This window comes from Bradyrhizobium sp. P5_C11_2 (genome assembly GCF_054049755.1).
In genome coordinates this window covers 1-17,679 of the sequence record NZ_JBFULT010000085.1, presented here as the reverse complement: position 1 = coordinate 17,679, position 17,679 = coordinate 1, and the positions used below count along the sequence as shown (strand labels likewise).

The following is a 17,679-nucleotide window of genomic DNA, read 5'->3' as shown; positions in this document are numbered from 1 at the left end:
AATCCACGCCCTGCTCGGCGAGAACGGCGCCGGCAAGTCGACGCTGGTCAAGGCGATCTACGGGCTGATCCAGCCCAGTGCCGGCGAGATTCGCTGGCAGGGCGAGCCGATCTTGCTGTCGGGCCCGTCGGAGGCGCGCAGTCGCGGCATCGGCATGGTGTTCCAGCATTTTTCGCTGTTCGACAATCTCACCGTCGCCGAGAACGTCGCGCTCGGGCTCGACGGCAAAGAGTCCTTCAAGGACATGTCGGCGCGGCTGGAGCAGGTGTCGAAGACCTATGGACTGCCGCTCGATCCCAGGCGCGAGGTCTGGCAATTGTCGGTCGGCGAGCGCCAGCGCATCGAGATCGTCCGCGCGCTGATGCAGGACCCCAAATTCCTGATCCTGGACGAGCCTACGGCCGTGCTGACGCCGCAGGAGGCCGATCAGCTCTTCATCGTGCTGGAGCGGCTCAAAGCCGAAGGCCGCGCCATTCTCTACATCAGCCACAAGCTCGACGAGGTGAAGCGGCTCTGCGACACCGCCACGATCCTGCGCGGCGGCAAGAAGGTGCAAACCTGCAATCCGAGACTCGAGACCGCGGCCTCGCTCGCGCGCATGATGGTGGGCGCTGAGATCAAGGAGGTGAAAGCTGCGGCCGGCCGGCAGATCACGGTGCCGCGGCTAGTCGTCAACGATCTCTCGCTCGCGCCTAGCGAAGCGCACGGCGTGCGGCTCGAGCACATCGCGTTCGAGCTGAAGGGCGGCGAGATTCTGGGCATCGCCGGCGTCGCCGGCAACGGCCAGGACGAGCTGTTCGCCGCGCTCTCCGGCGAGCGCCTGTCCAAGGACCCCGGCACGGTGGTGATCGAAGGCATCGCCGCCGGCCATCTCTCGATCACGCAGCGGCGCAAGCTGGGTGCCGCCTTCGTTCCCGAGGAACGTCTCGGCCACGGCACCGCGCCGCGCATGAAGCTGTCGGAGAACGCGCTGCTCACCGGGCACGCCGCCAGCGGCATGGTCAATCATGGCTTCATCGACACCGCGGCCACGCTGAAGACCGTGGACCGCGCGACCGAAACCTTCGACGTCCGCAAGGCCAAGCGCGATCCGGAAGCAGCATCCCTGTCGGGCGGCAATCTGCAGAAATTCATCGTCGGCCGCGAGATCCTGCGCAACCCGGCGGTGCTGGTGGTGAGCCAGCCGACCTGGGGCGTCGACGCCGGTGCCGCCGCGGTCATCCGCCAGGCGCTGCTCGATCTGGCAACCGCAGGCGCCGCCGTGCTCGTGACCAGCCAAGACCTCGACGAGCTCGCCGAGATCGCTGACCGCATCGCCGTGATGTTCCACGGCCGGCTGTCGGCACCGCTCGCGACCAGCGAAGCGACCCGCGAGAAGCTCGGCCTTCTGATGGGCGGCAGCAGCCTGGAGCCGAAGGAGGCCGCGCATGCAGTTGGTGCTTGAGAAGCGGTCCGAACGCTCCAACACGATCGCGCTGGTCTCGCCGCTGATCGCGATCGGCTTGACGATCGTGACCATGACCATCCTGTTCGCGATCCTCGGCAAGAATCCGCTTCTGGCCCTGCATGCCTATTTCATCGCGCCCTTGACCGACGGCTATTCGCTCCAGGAGATCGCGGTGAAGGCGACGCCGCTGGTGATGATCGCGATCGGGCTGTCGCTCTGCTACCTCGCCAATGCCTGGAACATCGGCGCCGAGGGGCAATTCCTGATCGGCGCCGTCGCCGGAAGCTGGATCGCGGTGAAGACTCAAGGCACCGATGCCGGTGCCTGGGTGCTGCCGGCGATGTTCGTGCTCGCGGCAGCCGCAGGCGCGCTCTATGCGCTGATCCCCGCGATCTGCAAGGTGAAGTTCGGCGCCAGCGAAATCCTGACCAGCCTGATGCTGGTCTATGTCGCCGACCTCTTCCTCGACTATCTCGTGCGCGGGCCCTGGCGCGATCCGCACGGCTTCAACTTTCCGACCACGGCAGAATTCGATCCGGTCGCAACCGTGCCCCTGCTGATCGAAGGTGGCCGGCTGCATCTCGGTTCGATCATCGCGCTGCTGGTCGTCGCGGCAGCGGCGATCCTGCTCGGGCGAACCATCAAGGGATTTGAGATCCGCGTGGTCGGCGCTGCGCCCCGCGCCGCACGGTTCGGCGGCTTCAACGCCAACCAGCTGATCATCCTGACCTTCGCGGTGTCGGGCGCGCTCGCAGGTCTTGCCGGCATCATCGAGGTCGCGGGTCCCGTGGGCCATCTCCAGCCCGGCATTTCGCCGGGCTACGGTTTTACCGCGATCATCGTTGCCTTCCTCGGCCGGTTGAACCCGCTTGGAATATTAATTGCAGGCCTTTTTCTCGCGTTGACCTTTATCGGCGGCGAGCAGGCGCAGATCGCGATGAAGATCCCGTTGGACGTCACCAAGGTATTTCAGGGCATCCTGCTGTTCTACGTGCTCGCCTGCGATTCCCTCATCCTCTACCGCTTCAAGCTGGTCTTCCCGAACCGTCAGGTGGCCGGTGGAACTGGTTGAAGCCATCATCCTGGCGGTGCTCGCCGCGTCGACGCCGTTGCTGATCGCGGCGACCGGCGAGCTCGTGACCGAACGCTCCGGCGTGCTCAATCTCGGCGTCGAGGGCATGATGATCGTCGGCGCGGCCTGCGGCTTCGCCGGCGCGTGGCTGACCGGCTCGATCTTCGTCGGCGCGCTGTTCGGCATCGTCGCGGGCACGCTGATGTCGCTGATCTTCGCGCTGATGGCGCTTGGGCTCGCCGTCAACCAGGTTGCGACGGGGCTCGCACTGACCATCCTGGGCGTCGGACTCTCCGGCCTGATCGGTGCCGGCTTCGTCGGCGAACGCATCACGCCTGCGGTGCATCTCTACATTCCCGGCCTCACCGACATCCCGCTGATCGGCCGCGTGCTGTTCGGCGAGGACGCCTTCGTCTATTTCTCGCTGGCACTGATCGTCGGCGTCTGGTGGTTCCTGTACCGCACCCGGCCGGGGCTGATCCTGCGCGCCTGCGGCGATAATCACGTCTCCGCGCATGCGCTCGGCTATCCCGTGCTGCGCATCCGCACCTTCGCCGTGATGTTCGGCGGCGCCTGCGCCGGGCTTGCCGGCGCCTATCTTCCGCTCGCCTATACACCGTTCTTCATTCCCGGCATGACCGCAGGCCGCGGCTGGATCGCGCTGGCGCTGGTGGTGTTCTCGTCGTGGCGGCCGGGCCGGCTCGTCGTCGGCGCTTACCTGTTCGGCGCGGTGACGATCCTGCAACTGCACGCGCAAGGCTGGGGCGTCGGCATTCCCTCGCAGTTCATGTCGGCGCTGCCTTATCTCGCGACCGTCATCGTCCTGGTCCTGCTCTCCCGTGCGCGCACCGGCGGCTCGACCGCGCCGGCCGCGCTCGGCACCGTGTTCGTGCCTGACCGCTAACGTTTCATTTCCGCGGCGTGCGCGATGGGGCGCGCATGTTGCGGATCGTGGCTTTCCCCGACTGTTTGGAGATTGATGATGAGGAAAACACTTCTTGTGCTGGCTGCAGGGCTTTTACTTGCCGGAAGCGTCAGTGCAGCCTCCGCCGCCGACAAGCTGAAAGTCGGTTTCATCTATTTGGGCCCGATCGGAGACCTCGGGTGGACCTACCAGCACGATGTCGGGCGCCAGGCGCTGGTGAAGGAATTGGGCGACAAGATCGAGACCACCTATCTCGAGAACGTGCCTGAAGGTCCCGACGCCGAACGCGCCATCGAGCAGCTCGTCCGCGCCGGCAACAAGCTGATCTTCACCACCTCGTTCGGCTACATGGATCCGACGCTAAAGGTCGCGAAGAAGTATCCGAACGTGCATTTCGAGCATTCCACCGGCTACAAGCGCGACAAGAACATGTCGACCTATTCGGCCAAGTGGTACCAGGGCCGCTACATCCAGGGCCTGATCGCGGCCAAGATGTCGAAGTCCGGTGTGCTCGGCTATATCGGCTCGTTCCCGATCCCCGAGGTCGTCTCCGGCATCAACGCGACGATCCTCGCGGCACAGACCATCAACCCGAACATCAAGGTCAAGATCATCTGGGCCAACACCTGGTTCGACCCGGGCAAGGAAGCCGACGCCGCCAAGGCGCTGATCGACCAGGGCGCCGACGTCATCATGCAGCACACGGATTCGCCGGCAGCGATGCAGATCGCCAGCGAACGCGGCAAGCTCGCCTTCGGCCAGGATTCCGAGATGATCAAGTTCGGACCGAAGACCCAATTGACCTCGATCCTCGACACCTGGGGCCCCTACTACATCGAACGCGTCAAGGCGGAGCTCGCCGGCACCTGGAAGTCAGAGGACACCTGGGGCGGCCTCGACAGCCACATGTTCGCGATGGCGCCCTATACCAACATGCCTGACGACGTGAAGAAGATCGCCGAGGATGCCCAGGCCGCGATCACGGCGGGCAAACTCCACCCGTTCAAGTGCCCGGTCATTGGGCAGGACGGCAAGGAGGTCGAGTGCAAGGGCGGCGCCAATCTTGCTGACGGCCAGATCCTCGGCATGAATTTCTACGTCAAGGGCATCGACGACAAGCTGCCGGGCAAGTAGCACGCTTCTTGCATTGCTGAAAACACCTGCTCCTCCCGGAGGAGGTTCGGAGGGGGTAGCCACAAGCACCCGGCACTTGTGGTTGCCCCCTCTTTTTATTCCGCCCCTATCCCGCCTGCATCGCCCGCGCCGCGGAACTGTGGCGGCGGATGAGGTCAGCGACGTCCAGTCCCGGGATCGCGCCGTCGACCACGGCCCATTTTCCTGCCACCATCACCCGATCCGCCCGCTGCGCCCCGCACAGCACCAGCGCGGCCAGTGGGTCGCCATGGCCGGAGAAGCGCAGTTCGTCGAGCTTGAACAGCGCCAGATCGGCCGCCTTGCCGACGGCGATCTCGCCGAGCTCCGGACGGCCGACACAGGCCGCCGATCCCCTGGTAGCCCAGCGCAGCGCATCCTTGTGGCTGACCTTCGTTACGCCGTAGCGCGCCCGTTGCAGCAGGAAGGCCGCCCGCACCTCCTGCATCAGGTTCGATCCGTCGTTCGAGGCCGAGCCGTCGACACCGATCCCGATGCCAACGCCGGCCTCCTCCATCTCGCATACCGGACAGCAGCCCGACGCCAGGAGCTGGTTGCTACAGGCACAATGGCTGATGGTCGTCTTCGCCTTGCCGAGACGCTTGATCTCGTCGGCGTTGAAGAAGATGCCGTGGGCGAGCCAGGTCCGCGCATTGAGCCAGCCGCACTGTTCGAGATAGTCGAGCGGACGGCAGCCATACATCTGCTGGCAAAACCTGTTCTCGTCCTCGGTCTCCGCCAGATGGGTGTGCAGACGCACGTCGAGCTTCCCGGCGAGATCGGCGGTGGCGCGCATCAACGACGTCGTTACCGAAAAGGGCGAGCATGGCGCCAGCGCGATCTGCACCATCGCATCCGCACCGCGCTGGTGATACTTGGCGACCACCCGCGTACTGTCGGCGAGAATCGTGTCCTCGTCCTGCACAACGCTGTCCGGCGGCAAGCCGCCGTCGCGCTGCGACAGGTTCATGGAGCCGCGCGTGAGCAGCACACGAACACCGAGCCGTCTTGCAACCGCAACCTCGATATCGACGGACTCCTCGAGCCCCGCCGGGAATACGTAGTGATGATCCGTCGTGGTGGTGCAACCCGAGAGCAGCAGCTCGGACATCGCCACCGTGACGCCGAGCTCGAGCGATTCCGGCGTCAGCTTCGCCCACACCGGGTACAGCGCCTGGAGCCAGGGAAACAGCTCGCGATCCATCGCCGCCGGCAATGCCCGCGTCAGCGTTTGGTAGAAATGATGATGCGTGTTGATGAGGCCCGGCAGCACGACATGCTCGCCGGCGTCGAATACCACGGCATCCGCGGTCGCGGGCGTGCCGCCGGCCGGGACGATCTCGATGATGCGGCCGTCTTTCACCACGATCCCGCGCTCGGCGCTGTCGGCGAGGATGGCCAGGGGATCCCTGATCCAGATCGGCTTTGCGTCGCTCATGATGCCGCGTCTCCTCACATTCTCTGGCGACACGCCTGCAAGGCAGGGGCCAGCCCAATCGCACTCTTGTGCGACTTGTTGTTGCGACTTGGCGCCCCTCTTGCAAGACTTTCCGGTAGAGTAGTTCCTCCGATCGAGGCACTGGCGCAGCCATGGACTTGAATACCATCACGGCGGTGGCGCATCCGCAAACGCGTTCCCAACTGCCCGTTTGGACGCCAGGTGATGCTTGGCTCGCGGGCGGCACCTGGCTGTTCTCAGAACCACAGGCGCACCTGACGCGGCTGGTCGATCTCACCGATCTGAAATGGCCCGCACTGACGATCACCGAAAGCCATCTCAGCGTTGCCGCGACCTGCACCATCGCGCAGCTCGATGGCCTCGCCTGCCCGGCCGACTGGCTCGCAGCTCCGCTGATCAGCCAGTGTTGCCGCGCCTTCCTCGCCTCCTTCAAGATCTGGAAGACCGCGACGGTCGGCGGCAATCTCTGCATGTCGCTGCCGGCGGGACCGATGATCTCGCTCACCTCCGCGCTCAATGGCGTCTGCACCATCTGGAAGGCCGGTGGCGGCGAGCAGAAGATCCCCGTCGCCGACTTCGTCACCGGCAACCAGCGCAACCGCCTGGCGCCGGGCGACCTCTTGCGACAGATCGATATTCCCATCGCTGCACTGAAGCGTCGCTCGGCGTTTCGCCAGATCTCGCTCGCGCCGGTCGGCCGCTCCGGGGCGCTTCTGATCGGGAGCCTCGATGGCGACGGTGCGCTGACGCTGACGGTGACCGCGTCGACCGTGCGGCCGATCCAACTGTCATTTCCCGGGCTGCCCGATGCGAGCGCGCTCCGCGCAGCCGTCTCGGACGAGATCACCGACGACCTGTACCACACCGACATCCACGGCAAGCCGCTCTGGCGCAAGCACATGACGCTGCGGCTGGCCGAGGAAATCCGCGGCGAATTGCTGGATACGGCACGGCCATGAGCTTCGAGATCGACGGCAAGCCGTTTTCGCAAGAGCCGCGCGCAGGCCAGTGCCTGCGCACGTTCCTGCGTGAGCTCGGCCATTTTGGCGTCAAGAAGGGCTGCGACGCCGGCGATTGCGGCGCCTGCACGGTACTGCTCGACGGCGAGCCGGTGCATAGCTGCCTGATCCCTGCCTTCCGCGCCGAGGGCCGCGCCATTACCACGATCGAAGGGCTTGGCGGGGACAGTGGCACGCACCCGATGCAGCAGGCCTTTCTCGACGCGCAAGGGTTCCAATGCGGCTTCTGCACCGCCGGCATGATCCTGACCTGCGCCTCGCTGAACCAGGCCCAGCGCACGGATCTCGGAGTTGCGCTGAAGGGCAACATCTGCCGCTGCACCGGCTATCGTGCGATCGAGGACGCGATCCTCGGCAAGACCAATGTCGAGGAGAGCATCGAGGCCGGCGCTGCGTTCGGCCGCAGTCTGCCGGCGCCCGCGGGCGCTGACATTGTCTGCGGCAAGGCGCGTTACACCTTCGACACCGCCATCGACGGCCTGCTGCACATCAAGCTGCTTCGCTCGCCGCACACACACGCGAAAATCGTCGCGATCGACAAAGCGGCGGCGCTGGCCGTCCCCGGCGTGCAAGCGGTGCTGACCCATGAAGACGGGCCGCCGGTGCTGTTCTCGACCGCGCGGCACGAGAAGGACTGGATGGATCCCGAGGACACCCGCATCCTCGATGACGTCGTCCGCTTCATCGGCCAGAGGGTCGCCGCGGTCGTCGCCGAGAGCGAAGCCGCCGCCGAGGAAGCATGTCGCAGGCTGAAGGTCGAATATGAGATCCTGCCCGCGCTGGTGGACCCCGAGCGGGCAATGGAGCCGGGGGCCTCCATCGTTCATCCCGATCGAACCACCGAGAACCGCGTTGCCGACGCCCGGCGCAACCTCGTCGCGGAGACACATGGCGAGTTCGGCGACGTGGCCGCCGCGCTCGCGACGTCCGCCGTCACCTTCGAAGGCACCTTCCACAGCCACCGCGTGCAGCACGCCGCGCTGGAGACCCATGGCGGCCTTGCCTGGCTCGACGATTCCGGCGTGCTCAACGTCCGCTGCTCGACACAGGTGCCGTTCCTGACCCGGCGTGCGCTGTCGGGCATCTTCGCGCTTCCCATGGACAAGGTCCGCGTGTTCTGCGAGCGCGTCGGCGGCGGTTTTGGCGGCAAGCAGGAGATGTTCGTCGAGGACATTCTGGCGCTCGCTGCGCTGAAGACTGGACGCCCCGTGAAGCTCGAACTCACCCGCGAAGAGCAGTTCATCGCGACCTCGACCCGGCACCCGATGCGGGTTCACATCAAGGCGGGCGCTGATGCGGACGGCAAGCTCACCGCACTCCAGCTCGACGTGCTCTCCAACACGGGCGCCTACGGCAATCACGCCGGCCCCGTGATGTTTCACGCGGTGTCCGAGTCCATCAGTGTCTACAACTGCCCCAACAAAAAGGTCGACGGCGTCGCCGTCTACACCAACACGGTGCCGGCGGGCGCATTTCGGGGCTATGGCCTGCCGCAAACGCTGATCGCGGTGGAGGCCGCAATCGATGAACTGGCAAGGCAGCTCGGCATCAGTCCCTACGACATGCGCCGCCGCAACATCGTCAAGCCCGGCGATCCCATGCTGTCACCGCCGCCGTCCGAATACCATGATGTGCTCTATGGCTCTTACGGGCTCGACCAGTGCCTCGACCTCGTCGAACGCGCGATGCAAGCCGACACGCCGCAGCCCGAGCTGTCGCCGGAGTGGCTGATCGGCGAAGGCATCGCGCTGACCATGATCGACACGGTGCCGCCGGCCGGCCACATCGCGGATGCCATGATCGCGCTCAACGACGACGGCGGCTTCGACCTCACCGTCGGTACCGCCGAGTTCGGCAACGGCACCAGCACCGTGCACCGGCAGATCGCAGCGACGACGCTGGCGACGACGGTGGACAGGATTTGCCTGCGCCAGTCCGACACCGCCCATGGCGGCCACGACACCGGCGCCTATGGCAGCGCGGGAATCTTTGTTGCCGGCAAGGCGACGCACGCGGCGGCCGTGCGGCTTGCGGCCGAACTGAAGGCAGCGGCCGCTGCCGCCTGGCTTTGCGATGTCGCGACTTGTGTGCTCGAAGGCGAATTCGTCGTCAGCGGTGTCCGGCGAATGTCATTCACGGAACTGGCGAAACTCGCGCGCGAGCGCGGGCAGCCGCTCACCGCCAGCGGCAATTCCGGCGGCACGCCGCGCTCGGTCGGCTTCAACGTCCATGGCTTTCGCGTCGCGGTGAACAAGGGCACGGGTGAGCTCAAGATTCTCAGGAGCGTTCAGGCGGCGGACGCCGGCGTCGTCGCCAACCCCATGCAGTGCCGCGGCCAGGTCGAGGGCGGCGTGGCGCAGGCGCTTGGTGCAGCGCTCTACGAGGAGATGGTGATCGACGCGGACGGCCGCGTCACCAACCCGAAATTCCGCGACTATCACCTGCCCTCCTTCGCCGACGTGCCGCGCAGCGAGGTCTTCTTCGCCGATACCTCCGACACGATCGGGCCGCTGGGCGCGAAGTCGATGAGCGAGAGCCCGTACAATCCCGTCGCCGCCGCACTCGGCAACGCGATTGCAGACGCCACCGGCATCCGCTTCACGGCGCCGCCTTTCAAGCCGGACCGGCTGTTTCCGGCCCTGCACGACAAATTTGGTTAGGCCTATTTCGGGGGATTCATTCATGAGCAGCGAGGTCCATCCCGTCGACGAGGTCCTGCCGGTCCCGCGCCTGCTCGCGCTCGGGCTCCAGCACGTGCTGGTGATGTATGCCGGCGCGGTCGCGGTGCCGCTGATCATCGGACGCGCGCTGAAGCTGCCGCCGGAGGACGTCGCCTTCCTGATCAGCGCCGACCTGTTCGCCTGCGGGATTGCGACGCTGGTGCAATGCCTCGGCTTTCCCGGCGTCGGCATCCGCCTGCCGGTGATGATGGGTGTGACGTTTGCCTCAGTCGGACCGATGCTCTCGATGGCGGCCGCGCCCGATATCGGCCTGCTCGGCATCTACGGCTCCGTCATCGCCGCCGGCATCTTCGGCATCGTCGCCGCGCCCTTCGTCAGCCGGCTGCTGCCGCTGTTTCCGCCAGTGGTCACCGGCAGCATCATTCTCGTCATCGGCATCTCCTTGATGCGGGTCGGCATCAACTGGGCCGGCGGCGGCCTGCCGACGCTGACGAAGGTAGTTGACGGCGTCGCCGGCAGCTTTCCCAATCCGGCCTATGGGCAATTGCAGGGGCTCGGCATTTCGCTGTTCGTGCTGCTCTTCATCCTCGGCCTGATCAAATGGGGCACCGGCTTCCTCGCCAACGTTTCCGTGCTGCTCGGCATCGTCGCCGGCGCCGTACTCGCAACCATTCTGGGCGTGATGCATTTCGACAAGGTCACTGCCGCCTCCTGGGGCGCGCTGGTGATCCCCTTCCGCTTCGGCATGCCGCAATTCCACCTCGTGCCGGTTATCACGATGAGTGTCGTCATGATCGTGGTGATGATCGAATCGCTCGGCATGTTCCTCGCGCTCGGCGACATCACCGGCAAGGCGATCGACCGCGAAGCCCTGAGCCGGGGCTTGCGCGCCGACGGCGTCGGCACGCTGCTCGGCGGCATCTTCAACACCTTTCCCTACACCTCGTTCTCGCAGAATGTCGGCCTGGTCTCGGTCACCGGCGTGCGGTCGCGCTGGGTGACGGTGACGGGCGGCTGCATCATGCTCGGGCTCGGCCTGCTGCCGAAGCTCGCCGCGCTGGTCGAGGCGGTGCCGCTGGTCGTGCTCGGTGGCGCGGGCCTCGTGATGTTCGGCATGGTCGCGGCAACAGGCGCGCGCATCCTCACCTCGGTCGATTTCCGCACCAACCGCTACAATCTCTTCATCGTCGCGATCTCGATCGGCTTCGGCCTGATCCCGCTCGCCGCGCCCGGCTTCTTCCGGAACCTGCCGCATGATCTCCAGCCGCTGCTGGAGTCCGGCATTTTGCTTTGTGCGGTGGTCTCGGTGCTGCTCAACGCCTTCTTCAACGGCTTGAGCGGCGGTGCTGCGGCTGAGGCAGATGCAGCGGCAGTCGCGTCATCCGCGCAGCAYGTCTAGCTGCCGCGATAGGTCGAATAGCTCCAGGGCGTGACCAGCAGCGGCACGTGGTAGTGGCTTTCCGGCTCGCTGATCGCAAAGCGCAGCGGGATCTCGTCGAGGAACGGCGGCTCCGACAGCGGCACGTTGCGCTCGGCGTAATATTTGGCGACGCGGAAGCGAAGCTCGTAGCGGCCGATCGGAAGCGGACGGCCGCCGATCAACGGTTGATCGGTACGCCCATCCGCATTGGTGACGGTGCGCGCGACGACGCGGCTCTCGCCGAGATTCGCAAGCTCAATCAGCTCGACCGGAATGCCCGGCGCGGGCTTGCCGGCGTGATTGTCCAGCACATGGGTCGAGAGCCGGCCGTGCACCTTGAGCTTGTCGTCGGCGACAACGAGCTGGTCGAGCCGCAGCGCCGAGATGCGGCCGATCTCCTCGATCGCACGTCGCGTCTCGGTCTTGGCAATATTGAGCAGCCGCGTCTCGAAGTCGGCCAGCACGGAATCCCTGGTGTGGCGGCGCACGCAGACGATGTAGGGGAAGCCGAACTTTTCACGGTACGCATTGTTGACGCGCTCGAACGCGGCATATTCGGCGTCCGACAGCCGGTCGAGGCCGGCACTGTTCTGCTCGTCGGTCGATTCCGCCGTCAGGCCCGCGGCGCGCTGGGTCTTGTTGGCGAGATCGGGATGCGCCCGGATCAGCGCCATCTGGACATCGGGCTCGGCACTCTGGATCGCGGCCATCAGCGCGGTGTGCAATGGGTTGATGCCGGTGAACGGCCGCTGCCCGGCGAGCTTCTCCGCAATCCACGGCGAATATTCGACGACATTGGCGAGGGCCGCGACGAAGTCGGCTTTGTCGGCGGCGTTGAGATCGGCGAGCGAGATTTGCGACATCACGTCTTCACCCGATCTCGAAGGCGTCGGCGGCAAGATGCGCGTGCTTGTCGTGCCAGTGCTGCGCGATCTGGAGCCGCGTCGGCACCCAGACGCGTTCGTGCTTGCCGATGTAATCCAGGAAGCGGATCAGCCCCGCGGCGCGGCCGGGCCGGCCGGCGAGACGGCAGTGCAACCCCACCGACATCATCTTCGGCGCGGTCTCGCCCTCGGCATAGAGCACGTCGAACGCATCCTTCAGATAGGTGTAGAACTGCTCGCCCTCGGCAAACCCTTGTGGGTTGATGAAGCGCATGTCGTTGGCGTCGAGCGTGTAGGGAATAATGAGCTGCTTGCCGTTCGCGCCCTTGACCCAATAGGGCAGGTCGTCGGCATAGGAGTCGCAGAGATAGAGGAAGCCGCCCTCCTCCATCAGGAGGCGGTTGGTGTTGATCGAGGAGCGCCCGGTGTACCAGCCGAGCGGCCGCGATCCGGTCGCCTCAAAGTGGACGCGGATCGACTCGGCGATCTCGGCGCGCTCCTGCGCCTCGGTCATGTCCTTGTGCTCGATCCATTTCAGGCTGTGGCTGGCGATGTCCCAGCCGGACTCCTTCATCGCCGCAACGATTTCCGGATTGCGCTTCAGCGCAGTGGCGACGCCGAACACGGTGGTCGGCCATTTGCGCTCGTTGAACATCCGCCACAGCCGCCRGAAGCCGGCGCGCGAGCCATATTCGAACATCGATTCGATATTGGCGTGGCGCTGGCCCGGCCAGGGCTGCGCGCCGAGCACGTCGGACAGGAAGGCTTCCGAGGCGCGGTCGCCGTGCAGGATGTTGTTCTCGCCGCCCTCCTCGAAATTGACGACGAACTGCACCGCAACCCGCGCGTTGCCCGGCCATTGCGGATGCGGCGGGTTGCGGCCGTAGCCGCGGAGATCGCGCGGGTAGCGGGTATCAGTCACTCAGACTTCCTCGAAGCGGATCGGCAGCGCGCCCTTCCACAGCACGCTCTTGCCCAGCGTCGCCAGATTCTCCAACCCCGAGGTCACCGTGATGAAGTGATTGCCGGCGAGCTGGCCCATCTTGCTCGCGAAGCTCACGCCGCCATAGGCCATCAGGATCTCGGTCTCGCTGATGCCGCCGGGATAGAGGATGATCTGGCCCGGCGCGGGATAGCTGGTGTGGTTCTCATAGCCGACGCCGAAATCGAGGTCGCCGAGCGGCATCCACACCGCCTCGCCGCTCCAGCGCACGTGGATGATGTGGCTTTCGAACGGCAGCGCTTTACGGAACGCAGCGACAGTCTTGGGCGCCAGCTGCTCCTCGAAGCGGGCATCGAAGGTGAAATCACCGGCGCGGATAACGAGTTTGCTCATCTCATCTCTCTGGATCGGGGGCTAAAGGCCCCACGGGGAACTTTCAAGCAAAGAGCATTCCAGAGGGCTTCGCGCAAGTGGCGCGGCCCGTCACCTGCGGTCGTAGGACCAGCCGAAAATGCCGCTCCGGCGCACCTCCGGCTCCGGCTCGGCGGCAGGCTGCGGCGCCTCCTTCAGTTCCGCCTGCGGCGGCGGCGGAGGCGGTGCGGGCAGGTTCTCGCATTTCATGGAATAGACCAGCTTGCCGTCCGCGGTCCGCCCGATCGGGGCGCAGGGATCGGGATGAGCCGCCGAGGTTTTTGGGGCCAGCTTGACCTGCGCCGCAGCCGGCGAGGCGATCAGCAGAAGGACCAGCAGATATCTCGACATCGTTGTCGCCTAAAACCTCAATTGGCTCCATTCAACCGGATTGCGCCGGTCAAGTCCATCGGGGCCAACCGGGCGATTGCCGAATATTTAGCCGAGACCAAAAAATTTGCTCGCCCCATCGTGATGCGAGCGTGGCTGATATTGGGCGGGGCGTGTCGCCATGTCAGCCGAGACGACGAACACATGTCTCACAACCTGGCCGTCGTCACGGGAGAAACAACAATGCAAAAGGCCCTCACCATTCTCGGCGTCACGCTGATTGCCGCCATCACGATTCAGGCCGCCGCCGCAAGCGACCGCCGTCACGTCCGCAAGGCGCACCCCGCCCACATCACCCAATCGGTGCGCGACTCCAACGCCGCCATCTGGCCGTCGCAGCCGACCGAGCCGGACTGGTCGCGTTATGCCAACGGCGCATTGTCGGCGCCTGCAGGACGATGATGTGAAAGTGGGAATGCTGCGGACCTGGCTTCGCGACACGACTGCGAAGCGGCAAACAAAAAGGAGTGGGTTACGCTTTCGCTAACCCACTCCATGGCAATACCTGCGAAGCTGTCGGGCCCGACAGCTGCGTCCGAACTCAATGGTCGTAATTGCCGCAGACGGCCGAGGGGCCTCCGCCGGCACAATAGCCTCCAGGGATGTAAGGGGCCGAAGGACGGTTCGGCCCCCRGTAATAGTGGGAACCGCCGTAATAGGCTGGACCACCGTAATAGCCTGGGCCGCGATCGTAATAGTACTGGTCCTCGTAATAGTCGCRGCGCCGGCTTTCGGCGATCGCGCCGACGGCCAGGCCGGTCGCCGCGCCCATGATGGCGAGGGCTGCAGCATTCGGTCCGCGGCGATAGTAACGGCGCTTGGCCGCGCTGAAATCGGTGGCGTCGGACGCAGCCTGGCCAGCGACGGCCGCCCTGGAAGGAGTCCCGGACGAGGCTGCAGCGGACGGCGTCGCGGAGGCCGCGACCAGGGCGAGGCTTGCGAACGCGGCCAGCACCGCATTGCGGCCGGCTGCCGAAGTCATAGGTCCAATCATCTCAATCTTCCTCTGTTCTCGCCCAAAAAAGAGATATGCAAACGATCTATAATGCGCAAACCACTGAAATGGTTTCATGATCGCGGCAATCTGCCACGCTTTGAACGATTGTAAACCGAACTTCCAGATCCAGCTTGATCCATTCAACCTGAGCGGTTAGTGAACAGCCGCGCCGTTTTTCGGTCGCCGTAAGCGTTTCACGTGAACCAACGCATCAACCGACGTCGTCGGGATCGATGCCATTTTCGCAGGTTCAACGTGACTGACGCGTCTTTTTCCCCAAGAGAAATCAGATGATTGCGGTTCGCAAACTGCCGGCGCGCTATGCGCCGATCGTCATGCCATTCGTGCTTTCCATTCTCATGACGGCCGTGGTGTCGGTCATTTCGACACTCAGGAGCCTCGGCGCAACGCCGGCATTCCTCGCGACATGGCCGGGCGCCTGGGGGCTGTCATGGCTCGTCGCCTTTCCGACGCTGCTCGTGGTGCTACCGATGGTCCGCCGGATCGTCGCCTGCCTCGTCGCGTCACCCTCTCAACCAGGCCAGTAGCCGGCGTGGGCGGCGGCGCATGGCGCTCGCCGTCCCGCTTCCATGAACGTGGCTGCGTGACCGCTAGGCCCGATACCTCCAGTATTTTTTCAGCGCATCGCCCGCGGCCTGAAGGTCGAAGCGCTGGTCAGGCGCGAGTTGCTGCATGATCAGGTTGAACATATCGTTCAGGATCGAGCGCTTGTCGCCGAAATAGGAATGGCGCAAACCGACCAGGCTGGTGTCGACGAGCGATGCATCGATGGTATCGACGCCGTCGACGACCAGCAGCGCTTCGCCGGCCTCGCCCGCCCGCGGATAGCCGTGCACGAATTTCGAGGCCAGCAGCGCGACGTCGCGTGACGAGGCATAGAGCGTGCAGCGCCTGGCGCAGCCCTTGAATTTCGCGGCGAGCTGGACGAAGCGGTCGCGGTCGACGTCGGGGGCGGCAAAGATGACCTGACCGAGCTTTGCGGCGCCCGCCGGCAGTTGCCATGACGCCATGCGTTCGAGCGTGTTGACCAGAGCCCGGTTGCCCATGCTGTGAGCGATGACATGAACCTCGCGGGCGCCGATTTCGTTCAGCGCAAGCTGGAGAAATGCCTCGAAATAATCGCGCGACCAGTCGATCGTGCTCTCGTCGACGGTGTACTGCTTCGCGTCCGCCGCCGACGCCCAGCTATACAGCAGCGTTCTGCCGGCGAATTTCAGGTCGACGGAGATCTGCGCGGCCCGCCGCGCCGCATCCTCGAAAGACACGTTGTAGCCGTGCACGAAGACGAGAACGTCGCGTTCGTCGGCCGCGGCAAGCGAGTCCGCAAGGCGCGTGACGAAAACATCCCGACCGAGCGGCCCGACGCTCTTGAGGATCACATGCTTTTCCGGATTGGCCGAAAATGAGAGGCGCCACCAGCTCGGACCGGTCAGCTCGCCGAGAGTGCGCCCGCGCGTGGGCACGCTGACCTCCGCGATCCCGAACGCGAGAGCGCCGCGCGCGCCGCCAAAGTACCTCGCCGGCGTATTGTCTCCGCGTGCCCGGTCCGTGCCGTAGAAGATGGGGATCGCGACGATCCCGGTCGCCTCGTCTGTGGTCGGCCGTACAATCTCCGAGGCAATGGGCGGCGGCGTAACGCGGCCGCGGCGGATCACGACCTCCTTGGCGGCAGCCGGCGCTGTCTGCTGCACGGCGCGCCGCACGAGCTCCGCGGCCGGGGCCTCCGCGAGCAGACGCTGAACCAGGGCGTCGAGCGCGCGGCGGACCTCATCGGGGTCATCGCCCCGGCCGGCACGGCCGGCCAGCTCTAGCAATTCGTCGCTGTAGGTGGGCCAGCTTTCGCCGAGCAGGGACTTCAACTGCGGCCCAAGGTCGAGCAAGGCAAGCAACAGGCGAAGCGTGTCGGACATCGCACGTCCCTCGTCGCTGAGCGCGGCCAGGGCGGTCRCCCCGCCGCCTGTCTCCAGACTAGAGGTTGTGGGCGATCTGGCAAGTCCGTCGCGCRTGCGAACGGCCCGGCGGATGTCCTTACGACAGCGCGCCCAGCACGCCGCGCGTCGCCTTGTCGATCTCCTCGACATAGCGGCGGCGGGCGAAGTTCTCGGTGAGGAAGCCGACCACCTTGCGGCTATCGGTGGAATCGACCACCGCCAGCATTTCGGCCTCCGCCTCGTCGAACACCGCCATCGCCGACTTCACGTTCATTTCCGGGATCAGCACGATTTCGGTCAGGCGCGCCAGCTCGATCACCTGGATGTCGTCGGCAATGGTGTCGAGGTCGCCTGAGAACAGGTCGGGCAGCAGGACGAGGCCGACATATTCGTCCGCATTGTTGACAATGACGATTCCGGGCCGCGATCCCAGCGCGAATTCGCGGCGGACCGTGGCGATCGTCGTGGTCGACGGGACCTTGCCGACATCCGAGCGCATCAGGCGCTCGACGGTGAGGTTGCGCAGCCAGCCGACGTCGTTGGCGCTACGGATGGTCTCGCCGCGCAGATGCAGGCGCCAGGTCGAAAAGGAGTGGCCGAACATGAAGCGGACGCAGATCGAGGTGACGATGCAGCCGGCCAGCACCACCGCGGTAACGTCGACGTTGCGGGTCATCTCGAGCACGAGGAACGACATGGTCAAGGGACCGCCGACGATGGCGACGCCAAGCGTCGCCATGCCCGTCAGCATTGCGACCAGCGGATCGATCACGAATTCCGGACTGATGAGCAAAAGGACCGCGGCGAAGAACTTTCCGATCAGGCTGCCGACGAACAACGAGGCAAAGAACAGACCGCCGCGAAACCCCGAGGCCAGCGAGATCAGGCAGGCCGTCAGCTTCAAAGCGATGATCACCGCGATCAGGC

17 protein-coding genes are annotated in these 17,679 nt (G+C 65.4%); 9 read left to right on the top strand and 8 right to left on the bottom strand.

All coding sequences use genetic code 11. The features are described from left to right. The 4 genes from ACXJL8_RS11715 to ACXJL8_RS11700 all read left to right on the top strand — a co-directional run. Positions 1 to 1,444: ABC transporter ATP-binding protein (locus tag ACXJL8_RS11715; RefSeq protein WP_456685013.1), on the top strand; the 1,444-nt coding region annotated here is incomplete at its 5' end. After that, a complete protein-coding gene (locus ACXJL8_RS11710) occupies positions 1,428 to 2,519 on the top strand; it encodes an ABC transporter permease (RefSeq protein ID WP_456623272.1) in 1,092 nt (363 codons plus the stop codon). The genes ACXJL8_RS11715 and ACXJL8_RS11710, both read left to right, overlap by 17 nt. Beyond that, positions 2,506 to 3,423, top strand: coding sequence for an ABC transporter permease (locus ACXJL8_RS11705; protein WP_456623271.1), 918 nt, complete (start codon positions 2,506 to 2,508; stop codon positions 3,421 to 3,423). Before ACXJL8_RS11710 ends, ACXJL8_RS11705 begins: the two co-directional genes overlap by 14 nt. Positions 3,424 to 3,501: 78 nt before the next feature. Then, positions 3,502 to 4,578, top strand: coding sequence for a BMP family ABC transporter substrate-binding protein (locus tag ACXJL8_RS11700; RefSeq protein WP_456623270.1), 1,077 nt, complete (start codon positions 3,502 to 3,504; stop codon positions 4,576 to 4,578). Positions 4,579 to 4,684: 106 nt separating this feature from the next. On the opposite strand, the gene ACXJL8_RS11695 is transcribed toward ACXJL8_RS11700, so the two are convergent. Then, positions 4,685 to 6,034: an 8-oxoguanine deaminase gene (locus tag ACXJL8_RS11695; protein ID WP_456623269.1), complete on the bottom strand. Its 1,350-nt coding sequence runs from the start codon at positions 6,032 to 6,034 to the stop codon at positions 4,685 to 4,687. A gap of 152 nt (positions 6,035 to 6,186) precedes the next feature. Between ACXJL8_RS11695 and ACXJL8_RS11690 the strand changes: the two genes are divergently transcribed. Genes ACXJL8_RS11690 through ACXJL8_RS11680 form a run of 3 tightly spaced genes read left to right on the top strand, consistent with a single transcriptional unit; the run spans position 6,187 to position 11,154 of the window. Continuing rightward, complete coding sequence (locus tag ACXJL8_RS11690; protein ID WP_456623268.1) at positions 6,187 to 7,014, top strand: FAD binding domain-containing protein; 828 nt, start codon at positions 6,187 to 6,189, stop codon at positions 7,012 to 7,014. Beyond that, the gene (locus tag ACXJL8_RS11685; protein ID WP_456623267.1) at positions 7,011 to 9,734 is read left to right on the top strand and encodes a molybdopterin-dependent oxidoreductase; all 2,724 of its coding nucleotides are present in this window, start codon (positions 7,011 to 7,013) and stop codon (positions 9,732 to 9,734) included. Before ACXJL8_RS11690 ends, ACXJL8_RS11685 begins: the two co-directional genes overlap by 4 nt. Positions 9,735 to 9,756: 22 nt before the next feature. Then, complete coding sequence (locus ACXJL8_RS11680) at positions 9,757 to 11,154, top strand: nucleobase:cation symporter-2 family protein (protein WP_456623266.1); 1,398 nt, start codon at positions 9,757 to 9,759, stop codon at positions 11,152 to 11,154. Here the strand turns inward: ACXJL8_RS11680 and uraD are convergent. From uraD to ACXJL8_RS11660, 4 genes are all read right to left on the bottom strand, one after another. Then, positions 11,151 to 12,038: a 2-oxo-4-hydroxy-4-carboxy-5-ureidoimidazoline decarboxylase gene (uraD, locus tag ACXJL8_RS11675; RefSeq protein ID WP_456623265.1), complete on the bottom strand. Its 888-nt coding sequence runs from the start codon at positions 12,036 to 12,038 to the stop codon at positions 11,151 to 11,153. The two genes, ACXJL8_RS11680 and uraD, sit on opposite strands and share 4 nt — an antisense overlap. A 7-nt stretch (positions 12,039 to 12,045) precedes the next feature. Then, positions 12,046 to 12,981, bottom strand: coding sequence for an allantoinase PuuE (gene puuE / locus ACXJL8_RS11670; RefSeq protein ID WP_456685012.1), 936 nt, complete (start codon positions 12,979 to 12,981; stop codon positions 12,046 to 12,048). Continuing rightward, positions 12,982 to 13,395, bottom strand: coding sequence for a DUF3830 family protein (locus tag ACXJL8_RS11665; RefSeq protein WP_456623263.1), 414 nt, complete (start codon positions 13,393 to 13,395; stop codon positions 12,982 to 12,984). A gap of 90 nt (positions 13,396 to 13,485) precedes the next feature. Then, positions 13,486 to 13,764, bottom strand: coding sequence for a hypothetical protein (locus ACXJL8_RS11660; protein ID WP_456623262.1), 279 nt, complete (start codon positions 13,762 to 13,764; stop codon positions 13,486 to 13,488). Between the two features lie 21 nt (positions 13,765 to 13,785). On the opposite strand from ACXJL8_RS11660, the gene ACXJL8_RS11655 reads away from it, so the two are divergent. Beyond that, a complete protein-coding gene (locus ACXJL8_RS11655; RefSeq protein WP_456623261.1) occupies positions 13,786 to 14,205 on the top strand; it encodes a hypothetical protein in 420 nt (139 codons plus the stop codon). A 139-nt stretch (positions 14,206 to 14,344) separates the two neighbouring features. Here the strand turns inward: ACXJL8_RS11655 and ACXJL8_RS11650 are convergent, their stop codons facing one another. Further along, complete coding sequence (locus tag ACXJL8_RS11650; protein WP_456685011.1) at positions 14,345 to 14,785, bottom strand: hypothetical protein; 441 nt, start codon at positions 14,783 to 14,785, stop codon at positions 14,345 to 14,347. Between the two features lie 305 nt (positions 14,786 to 15,090). Between ACXJL8_RS11650 and ACXJL8_RS11645 the strand changes: the two genes are divergently transcribed. Continuing rightward, positions 15,091 to 15,348 (top strand): DUF2798 domain-containing protein, encoded by a 258-nt coding sequence (locus tag ACXJL8_RS11645; protein ID WP_456623259.1) that lies wholly within the window; start codon positions 15,091 to 15,093, stop codon positions 15,346 to 15,348. 63 nt (positions 15,349 to 15,411) lie between these two features. On the opposite strand, the gene ACXJL8_RS11640 is transcribed toward ACXJL8_RS11645, so the two are convergent. Next, the gene (locus ACXJL8_RS11640) at positions 15,412 to 16,731 is read right to left on the bottom strand and encodes an alpha/beta hydrolase (RefSeq protein WP_456623258.1); all 1,320 of its coding nucleotides are present in this window, start codon (positions 16,729 to 16,731) and stop codon (positions 15,412 to 15,414) included. Between the two features lie 118 nt (positions 16,732 to 16,849). Further along, on the bottom strand, positions 16,850 to 17,679 hold an 830-nt coding region (locus ACXJL8_RS11635; protein WP_456685010.1), incomplete at its 5' end, for a chloride channel protein.

Coding starts and splice junctions, on each gene's coding strand:
- ACXJL8_RS11685 (WP_456623267.1), top strand. CDS start 7,011: ATGAGCTTCGAGATCGACGGCAAGCCGTTTTCGCAAGAGCCGCGCGCA.
- ACXJL8_RS11710 (WP_456623272.1), top strand. CDS start 1,428: ATGCAGTTGGTGCTTGAGAAGCGGTCCGAACGCTCCAACACGATCGCG.
- uraD (WP_456623265.1), bottom strand. CDS start 12,038: ATGTCGCAAATCTCGCTCGCCGATCTCAACGCCGCCGACAAAGCCGAC.
- ACXJL8_RS11645 (WP_456623259.1), top strand. CDS start 15,091: ATGATTGCGGTTCGCAAACTGCCGGCGCGCTATGCGCCGATCGTCATG.
- ACXJL8_RS11690 (WP_456623268.1), top strand. CDS start 6,187: ATGGACTTGAATACCATCACGGCGGTGGCGCATCCGCAAACGCGTTCC.
- ACXJL8_RS11695 (WP_456623269.1), bottom strand. CDS start 6,034: ATGAGCGACGCAAAGCCGATCTGGATCAGGGATCCCCTGGCCATCCTC.
- ACXJL8_RS11700 (WP_456623270.1), top strand. CDS start 3,502: ATGAGGAAAACACTTCTTGTGCTGGCTGCAGGGCTTTTACTTGCCGGA.
- ACXJL8_RS11660 (WP_456623262.1), bottom strand. CDS start 13,764: ATGTCGAGATATCTGCTGGTCCTTCTGCTGATCGCCTCGCCGGCTGCG.
- ACXJL8_RS11665 (WP_456623263.1), bottom strand. CDS start 13,395: ATGAGCAAACTCGTTATCCGCGCCGGTGATTTCACCTTCGATGCCCGC.
- ACXJL8_RS11640 (WP_456623258.1), bottom strand. CDS start 16,731: ATGTCCGACACGCTTCGCCTGTTGCTTGCCTTGCTCGACCTTGGGCCG.